Origin of the sequence: Celeribacter sp., from assembly GCF_048259695.1 — a bacterium.
Classification (GTDB): Bacteria; Pseudomonadota; Alphaproteobacteria; order Rhodobacterales; family Rhodobacteraceae; genus Celeribacter.
Window position 1 is genome coordinate 91863 of the sequence record NZ_JBLXHL010000005.1, and the last position, 18830, is coordinate 110692.

General features: G+C 59.2%; 19 protein-coding genes and 1 pseudogene. 5 read left to right on the plus strand and 15 right to left on the minus strand.

What is annotated here, in order from left to right; translation table 11 throughout:
• Positions 1-7: 7 nt before the first annotated feature.
• The gene (locus tag ACN0Q0_RS10655; protein WP_417243376.1) at positions 8-289 is read right to left on the minus strand and encodes a DUF1467 family protein; all 282 of its coding nucleotides are present in this window, start codon (positions 287-289) and stop codon (positions 8-10) included.
• A 23-nt stretch (positions 290-312) separates the two neighbouring features.
• A complete protein-coding gene (mce, locus tag ACN0Q0_RS10660) occupies positions 313-717 on the minus strand; it encodes a methylmalonyl-CoA epimerase (RefSeq protein WP_417243377.1) in 405 nt (134 codons plus the stop codon).
• A 165-nt stretch (positions 718-882) separates the two neighbouring features.
• Between mce and ACN0Q0_RS10665 the strand changes: the two genes are divergently transcribed.
• Positions 883-1602: a response regulator gene (locus ACN0Q0_RS10665; protein ID WP_417243378.1), complete on the plus strand. Its 720-nt coding sequence runs from the start codon at positions 883-885 to the stop codon at positions 1600-1602.
• Positions 1603-1722: 120 nt separating this feature from the next.
• On the opposite strand, the gene aspS is transcribed toward ACN0Q0_RS10665, so the two are convergent.
• Positions 1723-3516, minus strand: a complete 1794-nt coding sequence (gene aspS / locus ACN0Q0_RS10670) for an aspartate--tRNA ligase (protein ID WP_417243379.1) — start codon at positions 3514-3516, stop codon at positions 1723-1725.
• Positions 3517-3710: 194 nt separating this feature from the next.
• Between aspS and ACN0Q0_RS10675 the strand changes: the two genes are divergently transcribed.
• The 4 genes from ACN0Q0_RS10675 to ACN0Q0_RS10690 all read left to right on the plus strand — a co-directional run bounded on the left by ACN0Q0_RS10675 (position 3711) and on the right by ACN0Q0_RS10690 (position 10819).
• A complete protein-coding gene (locus ACN0Q0_RS10675) occupies positions 3711-4982 on the plus strand; it encodes a glycosyltransferase family 87 protein (RefSeq protein WP_417243380.1) in 1272 nt (423 codons plus the stop codon).
• Between the two features lie 122 nt (positions 4983-5104).
• Positions 5105-8464, plus strand: a complete 3360-nt coding sequence (gene carB / locus ACN0Q0_RS10680; protein ID WP_417243381.1) for a carbamoyl-phosphate synthase large subunit — start codon at positions 5105-5107, stop codon at positions 8462-8464.
• A 342-nt stretch (positions 8465-8806) separates the two neighbouring features.
• Entirely contained in the window at positions 8807-10138 is a 1332-nt protein-coding gene (locus ACN0Q0_RS10685) for a DEAD/DEAH box helicase (protein WP_417243382.1), read from the plus strand.
• 90 nt (positions 10139-10228) lie between these two features.
• Positions 10229-10819: a thymidine kinase gene (locus ACN0Q0_RS10690; RefSeq protein WP_417243383.1), complete on the plus strand. Its 591-nt coding sequence runs from the start codon at positions 10229-10231 to the stop codon at positions 10817-10819.
• Positions 10820-10823: 4 nt separating this feature from the next.
• Here ACN0Q0_RS10690 and ACN0Q0_RS10695 read toward each other — a convergent pair whose 3' ends face one another.
• From ACN0Q0_RS10695 to ACN0Q0_RS10750, 12 genes and pseudogenes are all read right to left on the minus strand, one after another.
• Positions 10824-11165 (minus strand): tRNA-binding protein, encoded by a 342-nt coding sequence (locus tag ACN0Q0_RS10695; protein ID WP_417243384.1) that lies wholly within the window; start codon positions 11163-11165, stop codon positions 10824-10826.
• Positions 11162-11974, minus strand: a complete 813-nt coding sequence (gene proC, locus ACN0Q0_RS10700; RefSeq protein WP_417243385.1) for a pyrroline-5-carboxylate reductase — start codon at positions 11972-11974, stop codon at positions 11162-11164. Before proC ends, ACN0Q0_RS10695 begins: the two co-directional genes overlap by 4 nt.
• A gap of 140 nt (positions 11975-12114) precedes the next feature.
• Entirely contained in the window at positions 12115-12615 is a 501-nt protein-coding gene (locus ACN0Q0_RS10705) for a YbjN domain-containing protein (protein ID WP_417243386.1), read from the minus strand.
• 330 nt (positions 12616-12945) lie between these two features.
• Positions 12946-13641: a winged helix-turn-helix domain-containing protein gene (locus ACN0Q0_RS10710; protein WP_417243387.1), complete on the minus strand. Its 696-nt coding sequence runs from the start codon at positions 13639-13641 to the stop codon at positions 12946-12948.
• A gap of 2 nt (positions 13642-13643) precedes the next feature.
• Entirely contained in the window at positions 13644-13919 is a 276-nt protein-coding gene (locus ACN0Q0_RS10715) for a hypothetical protein (protein ID WP_417243388.1), read from the minus strand.
• A 10-nt stretch (positions 13920-13929) separates the two neighbouring features.
• Positions 13930-14907, minus strand: a complete 978-nt coding sequence (locus ACN0Q0_RS10720) for a phage late control D family protein (RefSeq protein WP_417243389.1) — start codon at positions 14905-14907, stop codon at positions 13930-13932.
• The gene (locus ACN0Q0_RS10725) at positions 14904-15113 is read right to left on the minus strand and encodes a tail protein X (RefSeq protein ID WP_417243390.1); all 210 of its coding nucleotides are present in this window, start codon (positions 15111-15113) and stop codon (positions 14904-14906) included. Before ACN0Q0_RS10725 ends, ACN0Q0_RS10720 begins: the two co-directional genes overlap by 4 nt.
• A complete protein-coding gene (locus ACN0Q0_RS10730; RefSeq protein ID WP_417243391.1) occupies positions 15107-15787 on the minus strand; it encodes a phage tail protein in 681 nt (226 codons plus the stop codon). Before ACN0Q0_RS10730 ends, ACN0Q0_RS10725 begins: the two co-directional genes overlap by 7 nt.
• Entirely contained in the window at positions 15726-16319 is a 594-nt protein-coding gene (locus ACN0Q0_RS10735; RefSeq protein ID WP_417243392.1) for a phage protease, read from the minus strand. The genes ACN0Q0_RS10730 and ACN0Q0_RS10735 overlap by 62 nt, the downstream gene beginning before the upstream one ends.
• A gap of 312 nt (positions 16320-16631) precedes the next feature.
• Positions 16632-16934, minus strand: coding sequence for a hypothetical protein (locus ACN0Q0_RS10740; RefSeq protein WP_417243634.1), 303 nt, complete (start codon positions 16932-16934; stop codon positions 16632-16634).
• 72 nt (positions 16935-17006) lie between these two features.
• Positions 17007-18659: pseudogene (locus tag ACN0Q0_RS10745) on the minus strand (transposase domain-containing protein); the annotation flags it as partial.
• Positions 18656-18778, minus strand: coding sequence for a hypothetical protein (locus tag ACN0Q0_RS10750; protein ID WP_417243393.1), 123 nt, complete (start codon positions 18776-18778; stop codon positions 18656-18658). The gene ACN0Q0_RS10750 and the pseudogene ACN0Q0_RS10745, both read right to left, overlap by 4 nt.
• Positions 18779-18830: the final 52 nt, after the last annotated feature.

The window sequence follows — 18830 nt, forward strand, 5'->3', positions numbered from 1 at the left end:
ATCGACCTTAGTTGTCGGCCACAGGCGGCAGACGCGTGGTCCAGTCCAGATCATGCCACGTCAAATCGGTCAGGGTGATAAAACTCACCAGACCCACCCAGATCACAAAGGCAATGATCGTGACAATCACGGCTTTGCGCCGCGGGTTGTAGTTGGCGGGGGCGCCATAATGCGTTCCCTCGACCTTTTCGCCCATGTCGCCTTGGGTCTTCAGGCCGATCGGAAGCGCGATGAACATGGTCATGAACCACGTCACCGCAAACAGAACTATTGCAGATGTAATCGCCATCGCGTTTCCTTTGTGTCAGGTCGTCAGGTCTGTTCTAGTTCGATCAGACAGCCATTGAAGTCTTTAGGGTGCAAAAACAAGACCGGTTTGCCGTGGGCGCCGATTTTTGGCTCGCCAGTTCCCAAAACCCGTGCGCCGTCCGCCTTGAGACGGTCGCGGGCCGCAAGAATATCCTCGACCTCGTAACACATGTGGTGAATGCCGCCCGCCGGATTTTTCTCCAGAAATCCGTTGATCGGGGAGTCGTCCCCCAAGGGGTAGAGCAATTCGATTTTGGTATTGGGCAGCTCGATGAACACCACCGTGACGCCGTGGTCCGGCTCGTCCTGAGGCGGATTTACCTTTGCGCCCAAAGTGTTTGCGTATTGCGCCGATGCGGCCTCAAGATCAGGCACAGCAATCGCGACGTGGTTGAGACGGCCAATCATGTCTCTCTCCTCCAGATGAATGCTCTCTAGGGAAATGTTATCGCCCCTCACCGGCAGGCTCGCAAGCGTCAAAGGGGCGCAGGGTGGACAAATCCACGCGCGGTTAACGGAGCCTTCACCAATCTTGCGTTTAGTTTGGGGACCCTCAAACCGGAGACCTGTCCAATGTCCGACATCCTCGACGACCTGATGCCATTGCAAAAACCGACGCCACAGCGCCCGTTGCTCGGGCTGACGGTTCTTGTGGTTGAAGACAGCCGCTTTGCCTCCGAGGCGGTGCGCTTGTTGTGTTTGCGATCAGGGGCGCGCATCCGCCGTGCCGACAGCCTTGCGGCGGCGCATAAACATCTGGCGGTGTACCGCCCCAATGTGGTGATCGTGGACCTCGGCTTGCCCGACGGGTCGGGGGCCGATCTGATCGACGAGCTGACCCATTTGCATTCGCCTGTGGATTGCGTCATCGGCATGTCGGGCGACAGCGGCACCCGCGCCACGGCACAGGCCGCCGGCGCACACGGGTTTATCGAGAAACCCATCGCCAATCTCGGGGCCTTTCAAGAAATGGTATTGGATGCCTTGCCCGAGGCGGCCCGCCCGAGTGGGCTACGCATCATCACGGACGAACAGATCGACCCCGACCCCATCGCCCTGCAAGACGACTTTTCCCATGTGGCGGATATTCTCACCGCACACAACGGCGATGAGATGCTCGACTATATCGCGCAGTTCCTTGCGGGTGTGGCACGCACGGCGGGCGACACCGAAGTGGCCGAAGCCGCACAGACCCTTGCGCGCCACCGCGAGGCAGGACAGCCCTATCGCACCGATGTGGCACGCATTGCGGGTCTTGTGCAAAACCGGATCACCATGAGCCAGGCAAGCTAGGGCGCGTCAATCCCCGGGCGTCTCAGGTGTCGAACAACACCTGCGGCGGGTAGACGCAGAAGCGGCGCGAAGGTTCCCCCCGCGCCGCGTTTTTAGGCGATACCCTGTGGTGCGAGACGGTTAGTCTTCGCGTGGGATGACGCGCAGGCTGAGTTCGCGCAACTGTTCGTTTTGCGGATCGGAGGGCGCGTTCATCATCAGGTCTTCGGCGCGTTGGTTCATCGGGAACATGATCACTTCGCGGATGTTGTCCTGATCGGCCAAGAGCATCACAGCGCGGTCGATGCCAAGCGCACAGCCACCGTGGGGCGGAGCGCCGTATTGGAATGCATTGACCAGAGCGCCAAAGCGTTTGCGCACTTCCTCTTCGCCGTAGCCCGCCAGTTCAAAGGCCTTGAACATGATTTCGGGGCGGTGGTTGCGGATTGCGCCGGACACCAGTTCGTAGCCGTTACACGCAAGGTCATATTGGTAGCCGAGCACATCGAGCGGGTCGCCCAACAGCGCGTCCATTCCCCCCTGTGGCATCGAGAACGGGTTGTGTTCAAAATCGATTTTGCCTGTCTCTTCGTCCTTTTCATAGATCGGGAAATCCACGATCCATGCGAATTGGAAGCTGTCGCGCCAGTTTTCGTCTTCGGGTGCTTTGGGCGTTTCTTCCCAAATCACGGTCCGCGCCTTGCCGGCCACGCGTTCAAAGGCTTTGGGCTTGCCGCCAAGGAAGAAGGCGGCGTCGCCAACCTCAAGGCCAAGCTGTTGACGGATCGCCTCGGTGCGCTCTGGGCCGATGTTTTTGGCCAATGGACCTGCGGCTTCCATGCCCTCGCCCTGATCACGCCAGAAGATGTAGCCCATGCCGGGCAGACCCTCTTGCTGGGCGAATTTGTTCATGCGGTCACAGAATTTGCGCGAGCCACCTTTGGGCGCGGGAATCGCACGCACTTCGGTGCCTTCGTTTTCAAGCAGCGAGGCAAAGATGGCAAAGCCGGAGCCACGGAAATGCTCGGAGACGTCCTGCATCTTGATCGGGTTGCGCAGGTCGGGTTTGTCGGTGCCGTACCACAGCGCGGAATCCTTGTAGGAGATTTGCGGCCAGTCACGGTTGGCTTTGCGGCCTTTGCCGAATTCGTCGAACATGCCCGCAATCACGGGTTCCATCGTGTCGAAAATGTCCTGTTGCGACACGAACGACATCTCCATGTCGAGCTGATAGAAATCGGTGGGCGAGCGGTCGGCGCGGGGATCTTCGTCGCGGAAACACGGGGCCACTTGGAAATACTTGTCAAAGCCCGACACCATGATCAGCTGTTTGAACTGTTGTGGCGCCTGCGGCAGGGCGTAGAATTTTCCGGGGTGCAAACGGGACGGCACGAGGAAATCGCGCGCCCCCTCAGGCGAGGAGGCGGTGATGATCGGCGTCTGGAATTCGTTGAAATTCTGCGCCCACATGCGTTTGCGCAGATCGGCCACCACGTTGGAGCGCAGGATCATGTTCTTTTGCATCGCTTCGCGACGCAGATCGAGGAACCGGTATTTCAGGCGGGTTTCTTCGGGGTACTCCTGATCGCCGAACACGATCAGCGGCAATTCCTCGGAGGCACCGAGCACCTCGAGATCGCGCACGAAAACCTCGACCTCGCCCGTGGGCAGCTTGTCGTTGACCAGTTCGGGATCGCGGGCTTTGACGTTGCCGTCGATGCGGATACACCATTCCGAGCGCACTTTTTCCATGTCTTTGAACACAGGGCTATCGGGATCGCAAAGCACCTGTGTGACGCCGTAATGGTCGCGCAGGTCAATAAACAGGATGCCGCCGTGGTCACGGATGCGATGCACCCAGCCCGACAGACGGACGGTATCGCCGACGTTGGATTTGTTCAGTTCGGCGCAGGTGTGGCTACGGTAGGCGTGCATGTAATCATGTCCCTTTGGTGGGTGGGCAGTCTGGAAACGTTGGCTCCGATACACAATCTGGGCGGGGGAAAGTCAAGCCTTGCAGCGGGGAGAATGGGCCTCGTAGCCTTGCGTGGGGGACATTCCTCGGGCAATCTGCACCAAAAGCGGCAACTAAAGCCGCATGTTGTACCGATCATCAGTCAGGCCCACCCATGTCGCACCCAAGTTTTGATCCGCCGGCACCGCGGCTCCCCCTGCGCCTTTGGGTCTTGCAAGCGGTTCTGGCCGTCGGGTTCATCTATACCTTTGTGTCGGCCTTTTGGGACGGGTGGCCCGCCGATCTGTCCGCGTTGTATTTCGCCGCCAAATCCGTGGCCATCGGCACCCCCGAGATCATCTATGCCGCCCCGCCCGATTTTTTCTCCCCCGGGACGCCGCCCGAGTGGCGCGATTTGGCGGTGCAGCTTGGGGTGCAAGACCGCGTGATCCTGCCCTATCTATATCCGCCGATCTGGGCCTATGCGCTGGCCCCGGTTGTGGACCATGTCGCGCCGGCACCCTTTTTCAACGTGGTTCTGATCGTGCAGATGGCCATGCTCGCAGCCCTGCCCGCAATCGGCTACGCAATCGCCCGCCCGCGCGAGGTGTCGGCGCAGGTCTGGCTTTTGGTCGGCTATGGCTTGCTCGCACTCTCGGCCCCGTCGCTCGGCGCGATCATCCAGAACCAGCCACAAATCGCCGTGACCTTTATCGTTATGCTGTCCATCCTGTGCGCGACCCGCGACCGCCCCGTGGCGGCGGGCATTCTGATGGGCCTCGCCGCTGCGATCAAACTACAGCCCGCGCTGTTCGGCCTTGTATTTCTGATCCACCGCGACTGGCGCGCCGCGATTGCCATGTCTGTGAGCGCCCTGTCGCTCCTTGTGTTGTCGATCCTCGTGGCGGGGGTAGACCTGCATCTGGCGATGCTGTCGCGGCTCGACCAGATCAACGGGATGGTGGTCTATACCAAGGTCAATTACGCGCTCGAATCCCTGCTGTATCACCTCCACGCCATGCGTGCGGGCATCCCCCTGCCTGACGGACGCACCCTCGCCGTGGCTATTCTGGATGCGCCCGCGTGGGTGGAATGGATCCCAAAATTGCTGCTGCTCGTCGGGCTTGCGACACTTGTGCGTAAAGGGCGTGCCATGAGCGCCCCCGCACTCTGGCTCTCGCTCACCTTGCTCGGGGCATTGTTTGGCCCGCTGTCATGGGGACACTATTTCATTTTGCCACTGATGCTGTTGCCCGCCCTGTTTCACGTCTTTTCCACCCGCGCTGCCTGGGCTTGGTTGGCGGTAATCGGAGTGCTGTTCTCCTATCCCGTGTTCTCCGCGCTCATCGCCTATAACCAAACGGGGCTTGTCTCTATCGTGCCGCCGCTTATCGTCATGTTGGCACTTGGTCTGCGCCTGCTCACCGCGCGGCCACCTGCTGCGTGAAAAAATAAGGCAATCGCGACGTGTTGGTCTTGCACCTGCGCCTGTCACGGCTATAACCCACGACAATTTGCACCCCCCCCGACAGGGGGTGTGCCGTGCTGCACAAACATCAGAGGTCTGCCATGCCCAAAAGAACCGATATCCAGTCGATTATGATTATTGGGGCGGGGCCGATTGTGATCGGACAGGCATGCGAGTTTGATTACTCCGGCGCCCAAGCCTGTAAAGCGCTGCGCGAAGAGGGGTACCGCGTCATTCTGGTCAACTCCAACCCCGCGACCATCATGACCGACCCTGACATGGCCGATGCCACCTATATCGAGCCGATCACCGCCGAGGTCGTGGCCAAGATCATCGAGAAAGAGCGCCCCGACGCGCTCCTGCCCACGATGGGCGGTCAAACGGGTCTGAACACCGCGCTCGAGTTGGATGATCTGGGCATTCTGGCGAAATTCAACGTCGAGCTGATCGGGGCAAAACGTGCCGCGATCGAAATGGCCGAGGATCGCAAACTGTTCCGCGAGGCCATGGACCGTCTGGGCATCGAAAACCCCAAGGCCACGATTGTCACCGCGCCAAAACTGTCCCACGGCAAATACGACATCTCCGCCGGCCTGAAAATGGCGATGGACGCCCTCGAAGAAATCGGCCTTCCGGCCATCATCCGCCCCGCCTTTACCCTTGGCGGCACCGGCGGCGGCGTGGCGTACAACCGCGACGATTACGAACACTTTTGCCGCTCGGGCATGGAAGCCTCACCCATGGCGCAGATTCTCATCGACGAGAGCCTGCTCGGGTGGAAGGAATACGAGATGGAAGTGGTCCGCGACACCGCCGACAACGCCATTATCGTCTGTGCGATCGAGAACGTCGACCCGATGGGCGTGCACACCGGCGACAGTGTGACGGTGGCCCCGGCGCTGACGCTCACCGATAAAGAATACCAGTTGATGCGCACCCATTCCATCAACGTGCTGCGCGAGATCGGCGTGGAAACGGGCGGCTCCAACGTGCAGTGGGCGGTGAACCCCGTCGATGGCCGCATGATCGTGATCGAGATGAACCCCCGCGTGTCGCGCTCGTCGGCTCTGGCGTCCAAGGCAACGGGTTTCCCGATTGCCAAGATCGCCGCGAAACTGGCCGTGGGCTACACGCTCGACGAATTGGACAACGACATCACCAAAGTGACGCCTGCGTCCTTTGAGCCGACCATCGACTATGTTGTCACCAAGATCCCGAAATTCGCGTTCGAGAAATTCCCCGGCTCCGAGCCGAACCTGACCACCGCGATGAAATCCGTGGGCGAGGCCATGGCAATTGGCCGCACGATTCACGAGAGCCTGCAAAAGGCGCTTGCGTCAATGGAATCCGGCCTCACAGGGTTTGACGAAATCGACCTGCCCGACATGCCGCAACCGGCGCAAATCATCGAGACCGCCGGCACTGCGGACAGCTTGCCGTTCATCCTGAGCGGGGCGGACGAACAGGCACAGCGCAAGATCGACAAGAGCGTCACCCGGGAACTGGCAAAAGCCACGCCGGACCGTTTGCGCGTGATTGCCCAAGCCATGCGGTTCGGGTTCTCCGACGCCGAAATCAACGAAATCAACAGCTACGATCCGTGGTTCCTCGCCCGCATCCGCGAAATCGTGGCGATGGAAAACGACATCCGCAAAGACGGGCTGCCCACCACCGAAGAGGGGCTGCGGGCTGTCAAGATGATGGGCTTCACCGATGCCCGTCTGGCCAAGCTGACGGAAGGTAAAGAGGCTGACGTGCGCCGTGCGCGCCGCAACCTTGGCGTCAACGCCGTGTTCAAACGTATCGACACCTGTGCCGCCGAGTTCGAGGCACAAACGCCCTATATGTACTCCACCTACGAGGCCCCGATGATGGGCGACGTAGAATGCGAGGCACGGCCATCGGACCGCAAAAAGGTCGTCATTCTGGGCGGCGGGCCGAACCGCATCGGCCAAGGGATCGAGTTCGACTACTGTTGCTGTCACGCCTGTTTCTCGCTCACCGGGCAGGGCTACGAGACCATCATGGTCAACTGTAACCCCGAAACCGTGTCCACCGACTACGACACCTCGGATCGTCTGTATTTCGAGCCGCTGACCTTTGAACACGTGATGGAAATCCTGCGCGTGGAACAGGAAAACGGCACGCTGCACGGCGTGATCGTCCAGTTTGGTGGCCAGACCCCGCTGAAAATCGCGCAGGCCTTGCAAGACGAAGGCATCCCGATCCTCGGCACCTCGCCCGACGCGATCGACCTGGCCGAGGACCGTGAGCGGTTCCAGGATCTCGTGAACCGTTTGGGCCTCAAACAGCCGCACAACGGCATTGCCTCCACCGATGCGCAAGCGCTTGAAATCGCTGTCGACATCGGCTTCCCGCTTGTCATCCGCCCGTCCTATGTTCTGGGTGGTCGTGCGATGGAAATCGTGCGCGATATGGATCAGCTCAAACGCTACATCCGTGATGCCGTGGTGGTGTCTGGCGATAGCCCCGTGTTGCTCGACAGCTATCTGTCGGGCGCCACAGAGGTCGACGTCGATGCGCTGTCCGATGGCGAAACCGTCCACGTTGCGGGCATCATGCAGCACATCGAAGAGGCCGGTGTCCACTCCGGCGACAGTGCCTGTTCGCTGCCGCCCTACTCGCTCAAACCCGAGATTGTCGAGGAGCTGAAACGCCAGACGGTTGAACTGGCTTTGGCGCTCAATGTTGTGGGTCTGATGAACGTGCAGTTCGCGGTCAAGGACGATGTGATTTTCCTCATCGAGGTCAATCCACGGGCCTCGCGCACCGTGCCGTTTGTGGCCAAAGCCGTGAATTCGCCCATCGCCTCCATCGCCGCACGCCTCATGGCAGGCGAGAAAATGGCGAACTTCGATCTGGTCGACCCGTCCAAAACCGGCCGCTTTGCGGTGAAAGAAGCCGTGCTGCCCTTTGCCCGCTTCCCCGGCGTCGACACGATTTTGGGACCGGAGATGCGTTCCACGGGCGAGGTCATGGGGCAGGATGTGAGCTTTGCACGCGCTTTCCTCAAGGCGCAATTGGGCGCAGGCACCGACCTGCCGTCAGGCGGCAAAGTGTTCGTATCCGTCAAAGACTATGACAAAAAGCCCAAGATGGTCGAAGCGATCCAGACCCTCTCCGATCTCGGTTTTGAAATCGTCGCCACCCGTGGCACCGCCAAGTTTTTCGAGGAAAACGGCATCGCCACCACGGTGGTGAACAAGGTCTACGAGGGCCGCCCGAACATTGCCGACATCATGAAAAACGGCGAGATTGCATTGGTTCTGAACACGACCGAAGGCACCCAAGCCGTCGAGGATTCCCGCGAAATCCGCAAAGTCGCGCTCTACGACAAGATCCCGTATTTCACCACCGCCGCCGCCTCCCACGCCGCCGCGATGGCGATCAAATCACGGGTCGAGGGCGAGATGGACGTGATGAGCTTGCAAGAGTTGTAAGGTCACTCGACATCGTGAAACATAACAAACGCCCCGCCAATGAGCGGGGCGTTTTATTTTGCAGGCGCAGCAAATCCTTGACTTATGGTCCGAACTCCCCCATGTGTCCCTTACAGACGTCCCATGCTGCCGCGTGAGCAGCCGCGTATGTGTCCATGATGGACCGCGCCGCAGACGTCACACCATGGCCGATATCGGCCACCAGATCCCAAAATCACGCATGGGGTCGGCGGGAAGACGAGCAGGGCAATCGGCCCTCTTCGGTATCCTTTCCCGCGACCATCAAAAGCGCCCCGTTTCGGGGTGCGTCATGCTGTGTGGGCTACCCACCAAAGGACGTTTATGACTGATTTTTCTATGCTCGGCCTTCAGCCGCGCCTTCTCAAGTTGTTGAAAGATATGAAACTTGAGACCCCCACCCCGATTCAAGCCCGCGCCATTCCCGAAGTGATGAATGGCCGCGACGTGATGGGCCTTGCCCAGACCGGCACCGGTAAAACACTGGCCTTTGGCCTGCCGCTGTTGCACATGGCCCTGACCGAAGGTTCCAAACCATCGGCAAAGACCGCGCGGGCGCTGATCCTCGCCCCGACCCGCGAGTTGGTGAACCAGATCGCCGACACGCTGTTTCCCTACATCAAAGACACGCATCTCAAATTGAACCGCGTTGTGGGCGGCACCTCGATCAACAACCAGATCAAGCGCCTTGAGCGTGGCACCGACATCCTTGTCGCCACGCCCGGCCGCCTGATGGATCTGATTGACCGCCGCGCCATCACCCTGTCCGAGACCTCGTTCCTCGTGCTCGACGAGGCCGACCAGATGCTCGACATGGGGTTCATCCATGCGCTGCGCAAATTGGTGCCGATGCTCGCCAAAGAGCGTCAGACCATGTTGTTCTCGGCCACGATGAGCAAACAGATGAACGAGATCGCGCAAAGCTATCTCACATCGCCTGTGCGCGTCGAAGTGTCCCCTGCGGGCAAGGCCGCCGACAAGATCGACCAAGAGGTCCATTTCATCCCTGCGGGCGATAAATTCGACACGCTCAAAGAGATGCTTGCCGGACACCGTGGCGATCTGGCACTTGTCTTCTCGCGCACCAAACACGGCGCGGAACGCATGTCCAAACAGTTGCAAAAGGCGGGCTTTAACGCCGGTTCGATCCACGGCAACAAATCGCAAAACCAACGCGAGCGCACCATCAAGGACGCCCGCAACGGTCAGATCGAGGTCCTCGTGGCCACCGATGTGGCGGCGCGTGGTATCGACATTCCCGCCGTGCGCCACGTCTACAACTACGAATTGCCCAACGTACCGGAAAATTACGTTCACCGCATTGGCCGCACCGCGCGTGCGGGGCGTGACGGCAAGGCCGTAGCATTCTGTGCGCCCACCGAGTTGGACGATTTCCGCTCGATCGAGAAGGTTATGAAAATCCGCATCCCCATCGCGACAGCCGCGTCATGGGCCGCAGATGACCAAAAAGCCGAACCCAAACCCAAGCAGCAAGGCCGTCGTGGCAATGGCGGCGGCGGCGGTGGCGGCGGCCGCGGTGGACCACGCCGTTCGGGCGGCGGCAAACCCCAAGGCGGCGCCCCCAAAGCGGCCAATGGCGGCGGTCGTCCCGGCCACAGCCGCCGGCGGTCCGGCGGCGGCAAATCACAAGGCTGATCCGAAATCAGGCGCGGGGGGAAACCTTCGCGCCTTTTTCGTGCCAAGTCCCCTTGATCGCACTGCGGTCGTGGGGCAAACCCTATCCCTATGGCAAAGCTCTATTTTCAATACTCGACCATGAACGCGGGCAAATCGACCCTGTTGTTGCAGGCCTCGCACAACTACCGCGAGCGCGGCATGGACACTTATCTGATGACCGCGCAGTTCGACAACCGCGCGGGCGAGGGGCGCATCGGTAGCCGCATCGGCATCGGTGAAGAGGCCGATACGTTCGGAGAGGGCGAGGATCTGTTTGCCAAGATCAAAGCCCGCCTGGACCAGAGCCCCGTGACCTGCATCTTTATCGACGAGGCGCAATTCCTGAGCCACGATCAGGTCTGGCAACTGGCGCGTGTCGTCGATGATTTGGGCGTGCCGATCATGACCTATGGCTTGCGCGTCGATTTTCAGGGGCATCTCTTTCCCGGCTCGGCGGCCCTTTTGGCCCTCGCCGATGAAATGCGCGAGGTGCGCACCATCTGTCATTGCGGGAAAAAGGCCACGATGGTCGTGCGCATGAATGAGGCCGGCACTGTTCTCACCGAGGGCGCGCAGGTCGAGATCGGCGGCAACGAGCGCTATGTCTCGTTGTGCCGCCGTCATTGGCGCGAGGCCATGGGCGACCGCGCCGCACCCTGAGCGGTTAGTGCAACCGCCCGCCCACAGGTACCGTTTGATCGGGACGCGCCAACACAACCTTGCCGTTGGCGTCCGGAAACCCGAGCACCAGAACCTCCGACATGAACCGGCCGATCTGGCGCGGCGGAAAATTGACCACCGCCATCACTTGCGTTCCGATCAGGGTCTCGGGCGCATAATGCACGGTGATCTGGGCCGATGATTTCTTCTCACCGATCTCGCCGCCGAAATCGATCCACAGTTTGATCGCGGGCGTGCGGGCCTCGGGATAGGGTTCGGCGCGGGTGATGGTTCCCACCCGCACATCGACCTTTAGAAAATCGTCAAACGCAATCTCGTCGCTCATTGCCCAAGCTCCGCATCGCGGGCCATCGCGGCCTGAATGGCACGGTCGAGCAAAGGTGGAAAGCCATCGGTTTCGCTCATCAAGACCCGCAGCGCCTCGGCCGTTACCCCGTTGGGCGAGGTCACATTGATGCGCAACTGGGTTGGGGTTTCCTCCGAATTTTCGGCCAGATGCCCCGCACCCGCGACGGTGGTACGCGCCAGTTGCAGCGCCAGATCCGCCGATAGACCCGCCTTTTCACCTGCCGCCGCCATGGTTTCGATCAGGTGGAACACATAGGCGGGGCCACAACCCGATACTGCCGTGAGCGCCCGCATCTGGCCCTCGTTTTCGAGGCGCACCACCTGTCCCACGGCCTGTAGGAGCGTGTCGGCCAAATCCATTTGCGCCGCACTCACCGCCGCATTGCCCACAATCCCCGTAATGCCGCGCCCCACGGCGGCGGGGGTGTTGGGCATAGCGCGAACAATCGGGGTATCCGCGCCAAGCATCGCCTCGTAATTGGCAAGCGTGAGACCGGCAGCCACGGACAAAAACACGGTGGAGCCATTGCCCAAGGCCTGCAACGCAGGCAGCGCCTCGGCCATCTTTTGCGGCTTGACCGCGAGCAGAACCACCGCAGGATTGGTGGGCAGCGCGGTGTTGATATTGACGCCCGTGGATTTGACCCAGTCGGACGGGCGCGGGGCGATCACGGTCACGGACGATGCCGGCAACCCGCCCTCCAACCATCCCTTGAGCATGGCCGAGCCCATTTTTCCGCACCCTAAAAGGACCAATCCGCGTGTCGTTACATCATCCATAGACATGGCATTTCCCACTTTCCATCGTGTCGAATTAAAAACCCCCTGCGGGAACAGGGGGCATTTTAGCGGCTCAAATCACAAGCGCAACGACAGGGGCCGCGCGCAGATGCACACCCCCCCGTGAGCTAGGCGATGTGCTGCGGTCACGCGCGGCCATACGCCTCGCGGATCGCGATATCCATTGCGTCTTTGGCGGTGCGATCCGACCACGCAGCCAATTGAAAGGCGGGGTAAAAGCGTTCGCAATTGCCAACGGCCGATCCGATCAGGCGGTCGATTTGCTCGGAGCTGACCAATTGGCCGCCCATGAGCGGCAAGCCATAGCGGAACACCATCAGACCTTGCTCGTTCCAATAGGAAAACGCCCCCGTCCAACATTGGTCGTTGGCGTGGTTGAGCACTTCGTAAATCTTGGGCAGCGTGTCTTCGGGTGGCTCCATCTCGAACGTGCAAATCAGGCGCAGGGTCTCGTCGTAGTCCGACCATGCGAGGGTGATGGAATAGGTCCGCCACTGACCCTCGACCGCCATAGCGATCTGGTCCTCGGCGACGCGTTCGAATTCCCAGTCATTATACTCGGCGAGGGTCTCGACAAGATCAATGGGGTGAATGTCTTCGGAGATATCATGCTCGATCAGCGACATTTACGGCCTCATGTTTGTTTGCTCATGTGACCGTGCGCAAAGCCCCCACGGCGCCACTAAGACTTGGTGCCTGCTCAAGGGGGTGATGTTTCATCGCGCCCCCTTACTAGATATGGTGGTCCGAAAGGGGCGCAGCTGTAAAGTTATTTATTCACCTTATCCCCAGCAATCGACGTTCCTCCACAGGGGATGTGAAGCGCGACAGAGATATTTGCAGTGTTCGACAGAGATATTTGCAGCAGATGAAAATTTGCGTGTCTGAAGTATGCATGTTTTTCCATCTTCTTCGAATCAGTCGCGTGAGTGGCACTGCCTAAGGGAAGTTGGCAATCACGTCCACACCGGCAAATTGTCGATAGCACGTTTCACCGTGGATGCTTGCACCCCAAAAACATCTGCAATTTTCCGAAGTGAGTGGCCCTCGTTTTGAAGCTCCGCCCAATGCTGATTTCGCTTCAAACTCTCCGCGCTCTTCAACTCATAACCAATCCCCCAAATCGTCTCGATTTTCATCCCTGGTGGAAGTTTCTTTCTGAGCAGACAAACCATCACATCCAAGCTTTTGAGAGATGGTGTGTCATCCATCTCCTCGCAGTACAGGCGCCGATGTATTGTTTCCTTGGAAGCGGGCCCATTGGAGCGCGCCAAAATTAAAAACAGGCGGGCCAGTGTTTCGGTTAACCCGAGCAATGACATGGCCGAAGTCAGAATCTCAATATCATCAGCACGCAAAAACTCGACTAGTTCCTTATCAGACGTTTTCTCATCCGCATCCCAAACCATGCCATCACACTCTTCGAGTGAATAAAGCAACACCGACACAAGGACTTTACAGCTTCGCGCAGACCATCCGCGTTGTCGTTCGATCTCTTCGAAACCACGCTCTTTAATGATCACATCGTGTAGCACGCGAAACAAAGTGGGGGAGAGTTTGAATGCCTGCGGGTTCTTCTTGAAGCGGCCTGCCGTAAGAATTTGTTGCTCCGTCAGGAGCCCACGAGACCGAAGTTCCAATATTTTCTTCATGTTCAAACTCCAGGCAGTTGCCAACGGCCGAGATAGGCCTTTGCATACTTGTTGGTGCCAGCGGCACGCAGCCAGATTTGAGCCCCCGGTGCAAAGCCGAACTTCTCGTTTTGTCCTTCCTTAAGGAGAAATCCCCCCTCCTCGCCCCCTGGCGCATCGAACATACGAACGAACACATCCCCGCCTTGAGCCTGAAGAACCCAAGGGCCGGAGACCTCTGCATCCAAGCCGATATCGATCGGGCCAAGCCATTCTGCATTCAATTGATGAGTTGCCATCATTTTCTCCTTAGATTTCTGAAGAGGCATTCGCCTCGAACTCAGTTTGAAGTCCGCTATTGCCCAGACGATGCGTCACTGTTTTGAGATGCCATTCACCGTTCAGTTCAGAGCGCATGCCTGTCAGTGCGAGCGCACGGCCCGCAAACAGATCAGGGTTAAAACCGGCCAATTGCCCTTTAAAGGTCCCCGACGCACGCGTGGCGGCCCGCTTGGCGGCCTCTGCGGCCCGCGTGGCGGCGTCAGCGCTTCCGTAAACTGTGCGCAACGTTTTGCGGGGCTCTCCTTCCCCGACCTCAACCGTCTCAATGGAACCGCTGCCGGTGTCGGACCACTTGGCGGCAACCGCCCCGACCTTTTTCCGGTCATCAAAGTCCCAAGCCCAGTTCGTCAAAATGGATCGAGAGACTTGAGCCGGAGCAAGCCCTTCGCCGGCGGCATTCTTGCCCTCACCCCTGCGCTGAACGAGCAAAGCGCCGCCTGCCGGCTTGGCAGTCGCATCGAGCGGCCGGGTGATCCGGTCCAGAAAATGCAGATCGCTTTCGGCCGTCTGGGCCAGGTAGTCCCAGGTGATAGACGAAACGCTTTCACCGACCACCGCCGTCAAACCGGCTTCGCTCGCAATCGTCTCAACAATCTCCACCAATGTCTTGTTAAACCAGGGGCGGGTCTTGGCCGAGCGGATTGCACCTTTCATATCGGCGGCTGTCGCGGTCAGACGTATTTTCTGGTCCGGACCTGATCCAGACACCCCATCAACAAAAAACACTCCCATCGGAGCGAGTGCTGCGCCCTCAAAACCAAGAGCAACGGTCACTTCCGCTGCATCATCGGGCACTTCGATACGACCATCCCGGTCATCGAGCTCGATCTCGAGCCGGTCAGCGGATCCTCCGTCATGATCGACGATCACCAGAGACAACAAGCGATCCGCGATCACCGATGTTCGGTTGGCCCCATTGATCGATACTGAAAACGCAGGCGTCATGCCGTCCCCCAAAGCTTCACAGTAGTCGGCTCAACGGCGGCGGCTTTCATCGGCAAATTAATGAGAAGGCCTTCAGGTAAAAGAAGAGGCCTCGCCGAGAGCCAGGGGTTCAACGTGTAGATTTCAGGGACTTGAAAAACGTTGCCGAGCTGTTCGTGACAAATGGCATCAAGGCGGTCGCCCTGCTTTGTGCGATACATCACCATAGCACGTCGCCTCCGTATGCAGCGAGGTGGATAGAGAAATCGATGCGGCGCGGTGTGCCATCGGCAAACAAGTACGTTTTAGTGTCATCCACAGATGTAATACACCAACGTTTCCAGACCGCTCCGCCGCCATCAACCAACATCATCGGCACGCCGGTTCCCGCCATCGAACGCATGCCGTCAACTTGTTTCAAACCGCCTTTGAACTGGGGGTAAATGGTGCCTTCAAGAGTGATTTCATCGCCCCCCTCACCCAAAAACTGCAGAGCAGGGGCGCGCCCGATCCGCTCCATCGCTTTCCAACGATAGACCGTTGAGCGAGAGAGCTTCTTGTGCTCGGGCTTGCTCACCCCGAAACGAAAAGAGCCTAAGGCCATCATGACCAGAGCATTAAGCATATTCATGGCCGCTTGAAAACGCTCGAGGCCACCATCTGCACGGCATGCAGCGAGATGATAGTCACGTGATGCAGGCGCAACTTTGCCATCTTCGATAGCCTTGCTGACGGCATCTTCAATCTTGCAGTCGAGACGCTTGGTCTCATCTGCCTCGAAGGTCTTGATACGATTGAGCGCCAACGTGTGATCCGCAAGTGGAACAAACTTTTCAGGGTCAGGGGTTTGCGCAGCATTGAGCGCAGTGCGCTCGCTGTCTTTCAGGCTGTTGATCGCCACAACGACGTCGACAGCAGAAGCTGTCAGGCTTCAAACCAAGCGCCTCCAGGATGGCAGGATCCATCACGTTCTCCTCATACTGAGCCGCGTTCAACGCGGCCATCTCAAGATTGGGGTTGTTGGTCAGGCCCGCCGAAGCGATCTCGATAATTTCTCCGGACTGTGTGTGGCGGAACACTGGAGAAAGGTAACGGTACGCACGCGAGGCAACGTAATCGCGCCCGACGCCAGTCCAACTCACCTTCCCCCAAATCGCGCCATCCCGAACGTCAAGCGCCTCGATCCAACCGACGGCGGGCGCAGGCATGCCTTGCGGCGCGAGAAGTTCAGACGAGTGCTCGATATCAACCTGTGGAAGTTTCGCCGGATCAAAACGGGACACGACAACCGAGGGATCAAACATATGCCAACGACGACCGTCACGCCCGATGACGTGTGGCGCAGCGGGCAGAAGCTGAACCCATTCGGGAACCTCTTCACCAACGGCGAAGTTGAGGGCGACAGGGGTGAGATATGCAACGTTTTTGACCATGGAGCGACAATGCGCGATGCAACAACGCAAATCGCCACCGACATTGGTCGGGGGGGGCGTCAAATCCAAAGCTGTGAAAAATTGCCCGTACAGGGACTTTTGCGGCCCCAAGCTATGCCGAGCCGTGGGAATGGTCAAAGGGTATTCAACCGGTATTTAATTTCGCTGTGCGGGCCACTCGGAGCCCATTGCGTCCTCACAGCTGCGACCCGCCCTTGAATTTTGCCCCGACTTGGCATAAATTTACCACGAGCGCGACATGATGGGAGTCTGGCTTGACCAGGTGAGGGTTCCCGCCCCTCCGCGCTCTTTTCACTCCTTCAGCACTGTCACACCTTCGCTGGCGACCAATCGATCCCAGCGACGTCTTCCCGCGCGCCAGAACGTCGAAACGAAGTTGCCGTTCGGCTTCACGACGACCGACACGATCAGGGGCTGTGCCAGATATCCGGTTTCGCCGCTCGCAGCTTGAGGCAGGAAGAACACAACGCGCGGGTGTTTCAATCCGTCCTTCTTCTGAAGGATCACATCGGTGGCGCGATCGAGATCCGCGAAATGAAAGAGGTCGGTGATCTGCCGGTCTGCCTTCCCGCGCCGATGCACGATCAGAGGCATGCACCTCTTCAAGCTGAACTCCCGCGGCTTTGAGATCTGCGCGGAAGTTCAACTCCAACTCCTTCAACTTCACGAGATCCGCAGAGGACGCACCAGATACGAGCTGATCAAGATCCACATCAAGCCCCGCATGCAGGTCGGCAGGGTCAAAGCGGACCACAACCTTCCTGTCTGCAATGCTATGCATCCAGTGATCCCAATACCGGTTTTTCTGGAACCGGACCTCGCCCGAAGGCGTGGCCTTAATACCTTCTGCCCCCATGAGCCAAAGACGGCGCTGCGCGGGCGTTGCCTTGCGGATTGGCGCCGTCTCGTAACTGACATCGAACGTCTCGATAAAGCTGCGTCCATGACAGTTCTCGGCACGACGACCACGGCGGGCGTTGTGCTCTGAAATCCCGTCTCCCACCACCTGAAGAAAGGTGTCGTAGTCAGCGGCACGCGAGCCGTAATTCTCTGGCTGTGCGCCTGACTTGTTGCCCGTGTACGCGCCGGCCAACCGCGGATCCTTGGCGATGTCATCGCACATGTCGCGAAAGGCGCGCTCAATCGGCTTTGACTGGCCCGAGTAAGGCTTCGCCCAATGCACTTGGCACCCAAGAAGTGTCAGCAGCCCGGAATATCATCGTCCTTGATCTTGAAGCGATGGCGCGTCGGAGACTGGCCTGTCAGATATTTGTTGGCAAATTCCCGACCGTTATCGAGGACCACGTGACCGGGGATACCCCATTGCTCAACCAGATCACCCAACGTGAGCGCAACAGAGCTCTTGTTCGGCGTTTGATCCAGACGCCAACACAGAATACGGCCAGAGTAGATGTCCTGAAACGCACACATCTGCGGGCGGATCACTTCGAACTTACCACCGCCGAGGGGCCATTTCACCATGACGTCCCATTTGTGGTAGTCGGCGTTCACATACTCGAGGGCATGCATGCCCGACTTGTCGCGGGTCTGCGCAGGGTACATGTTCTTCAGCCCATCCATGCCCACGCGAGCAAGGACTTGCATGGGCTTGGAGACTTCCAAATTCATGCGACGCTGCATCGAGCGCTCGGAAAGCGTGTCCCAACCGTGCTCCTTGGCCAGCCGAATGGCGCGACGGTACACGCTCGAAAAGCTTGGCCCCTCGGGGCGCAGATAGTCGGCCTTGATCACATCCCAAAACTCGTCTGCGCATTCACCCTTGGTCGACGCACGCGCCGCCGCGCGATGCCGCGGCGCGAGGTAGGCAAGCCGGTCCTCAACCGCAACAGCATCAATCATCGCGATCCAGTTCCAAACAGTTCTATCACTCTTGCCGATTTTCCGGGCAATCTCACAGACAGACAAAAACCTGGTCACACCTGTGCGCTCCAGCGCCTCGACCATCTGGATCGCATCGAGCCGCGCCTTGGCGGTGTCCTTGGATTTCTGAGGTTGCGCATCGAACCATGCCCAGACCTCCTCACGAGTTCTGGCTACACCTGCACTGGCATCTTTGGCTTCAGCTTTGGCTTCAGCTTCAGTCATGAGCAGTGTCTTCGCGCCCAAAGGGAACAGACTCCAATGATACTCCCAACCGCCGCCACGCCCGGAGCGTCGACCTGCACGCGCCTTATCGCCACGCCAGTTGAACCGGTCAGCCATGGCGTTCACGTTGCGCTTGCTGGCAGGCATGCCGGGCAGCTTCGCATCGGCAATCTCCGCAGAGGTCCACCAGATTTGGTCGGGCGACTTCCTCATTCGGTGTCGCCTCCGGACATCAGAAGGTCGGTGAGCGAGGCCACCTCGGCCTTTGCGAACTTGCGGCGCGCGGCCTTGGACGCACGTCGGTAGGCCGTGCACAGCGCTTGAAACTCCACTTCAACAGGGTCTTTAACACGGGGCTTTCAGGCTTGTGGGCTTCAATGGCTT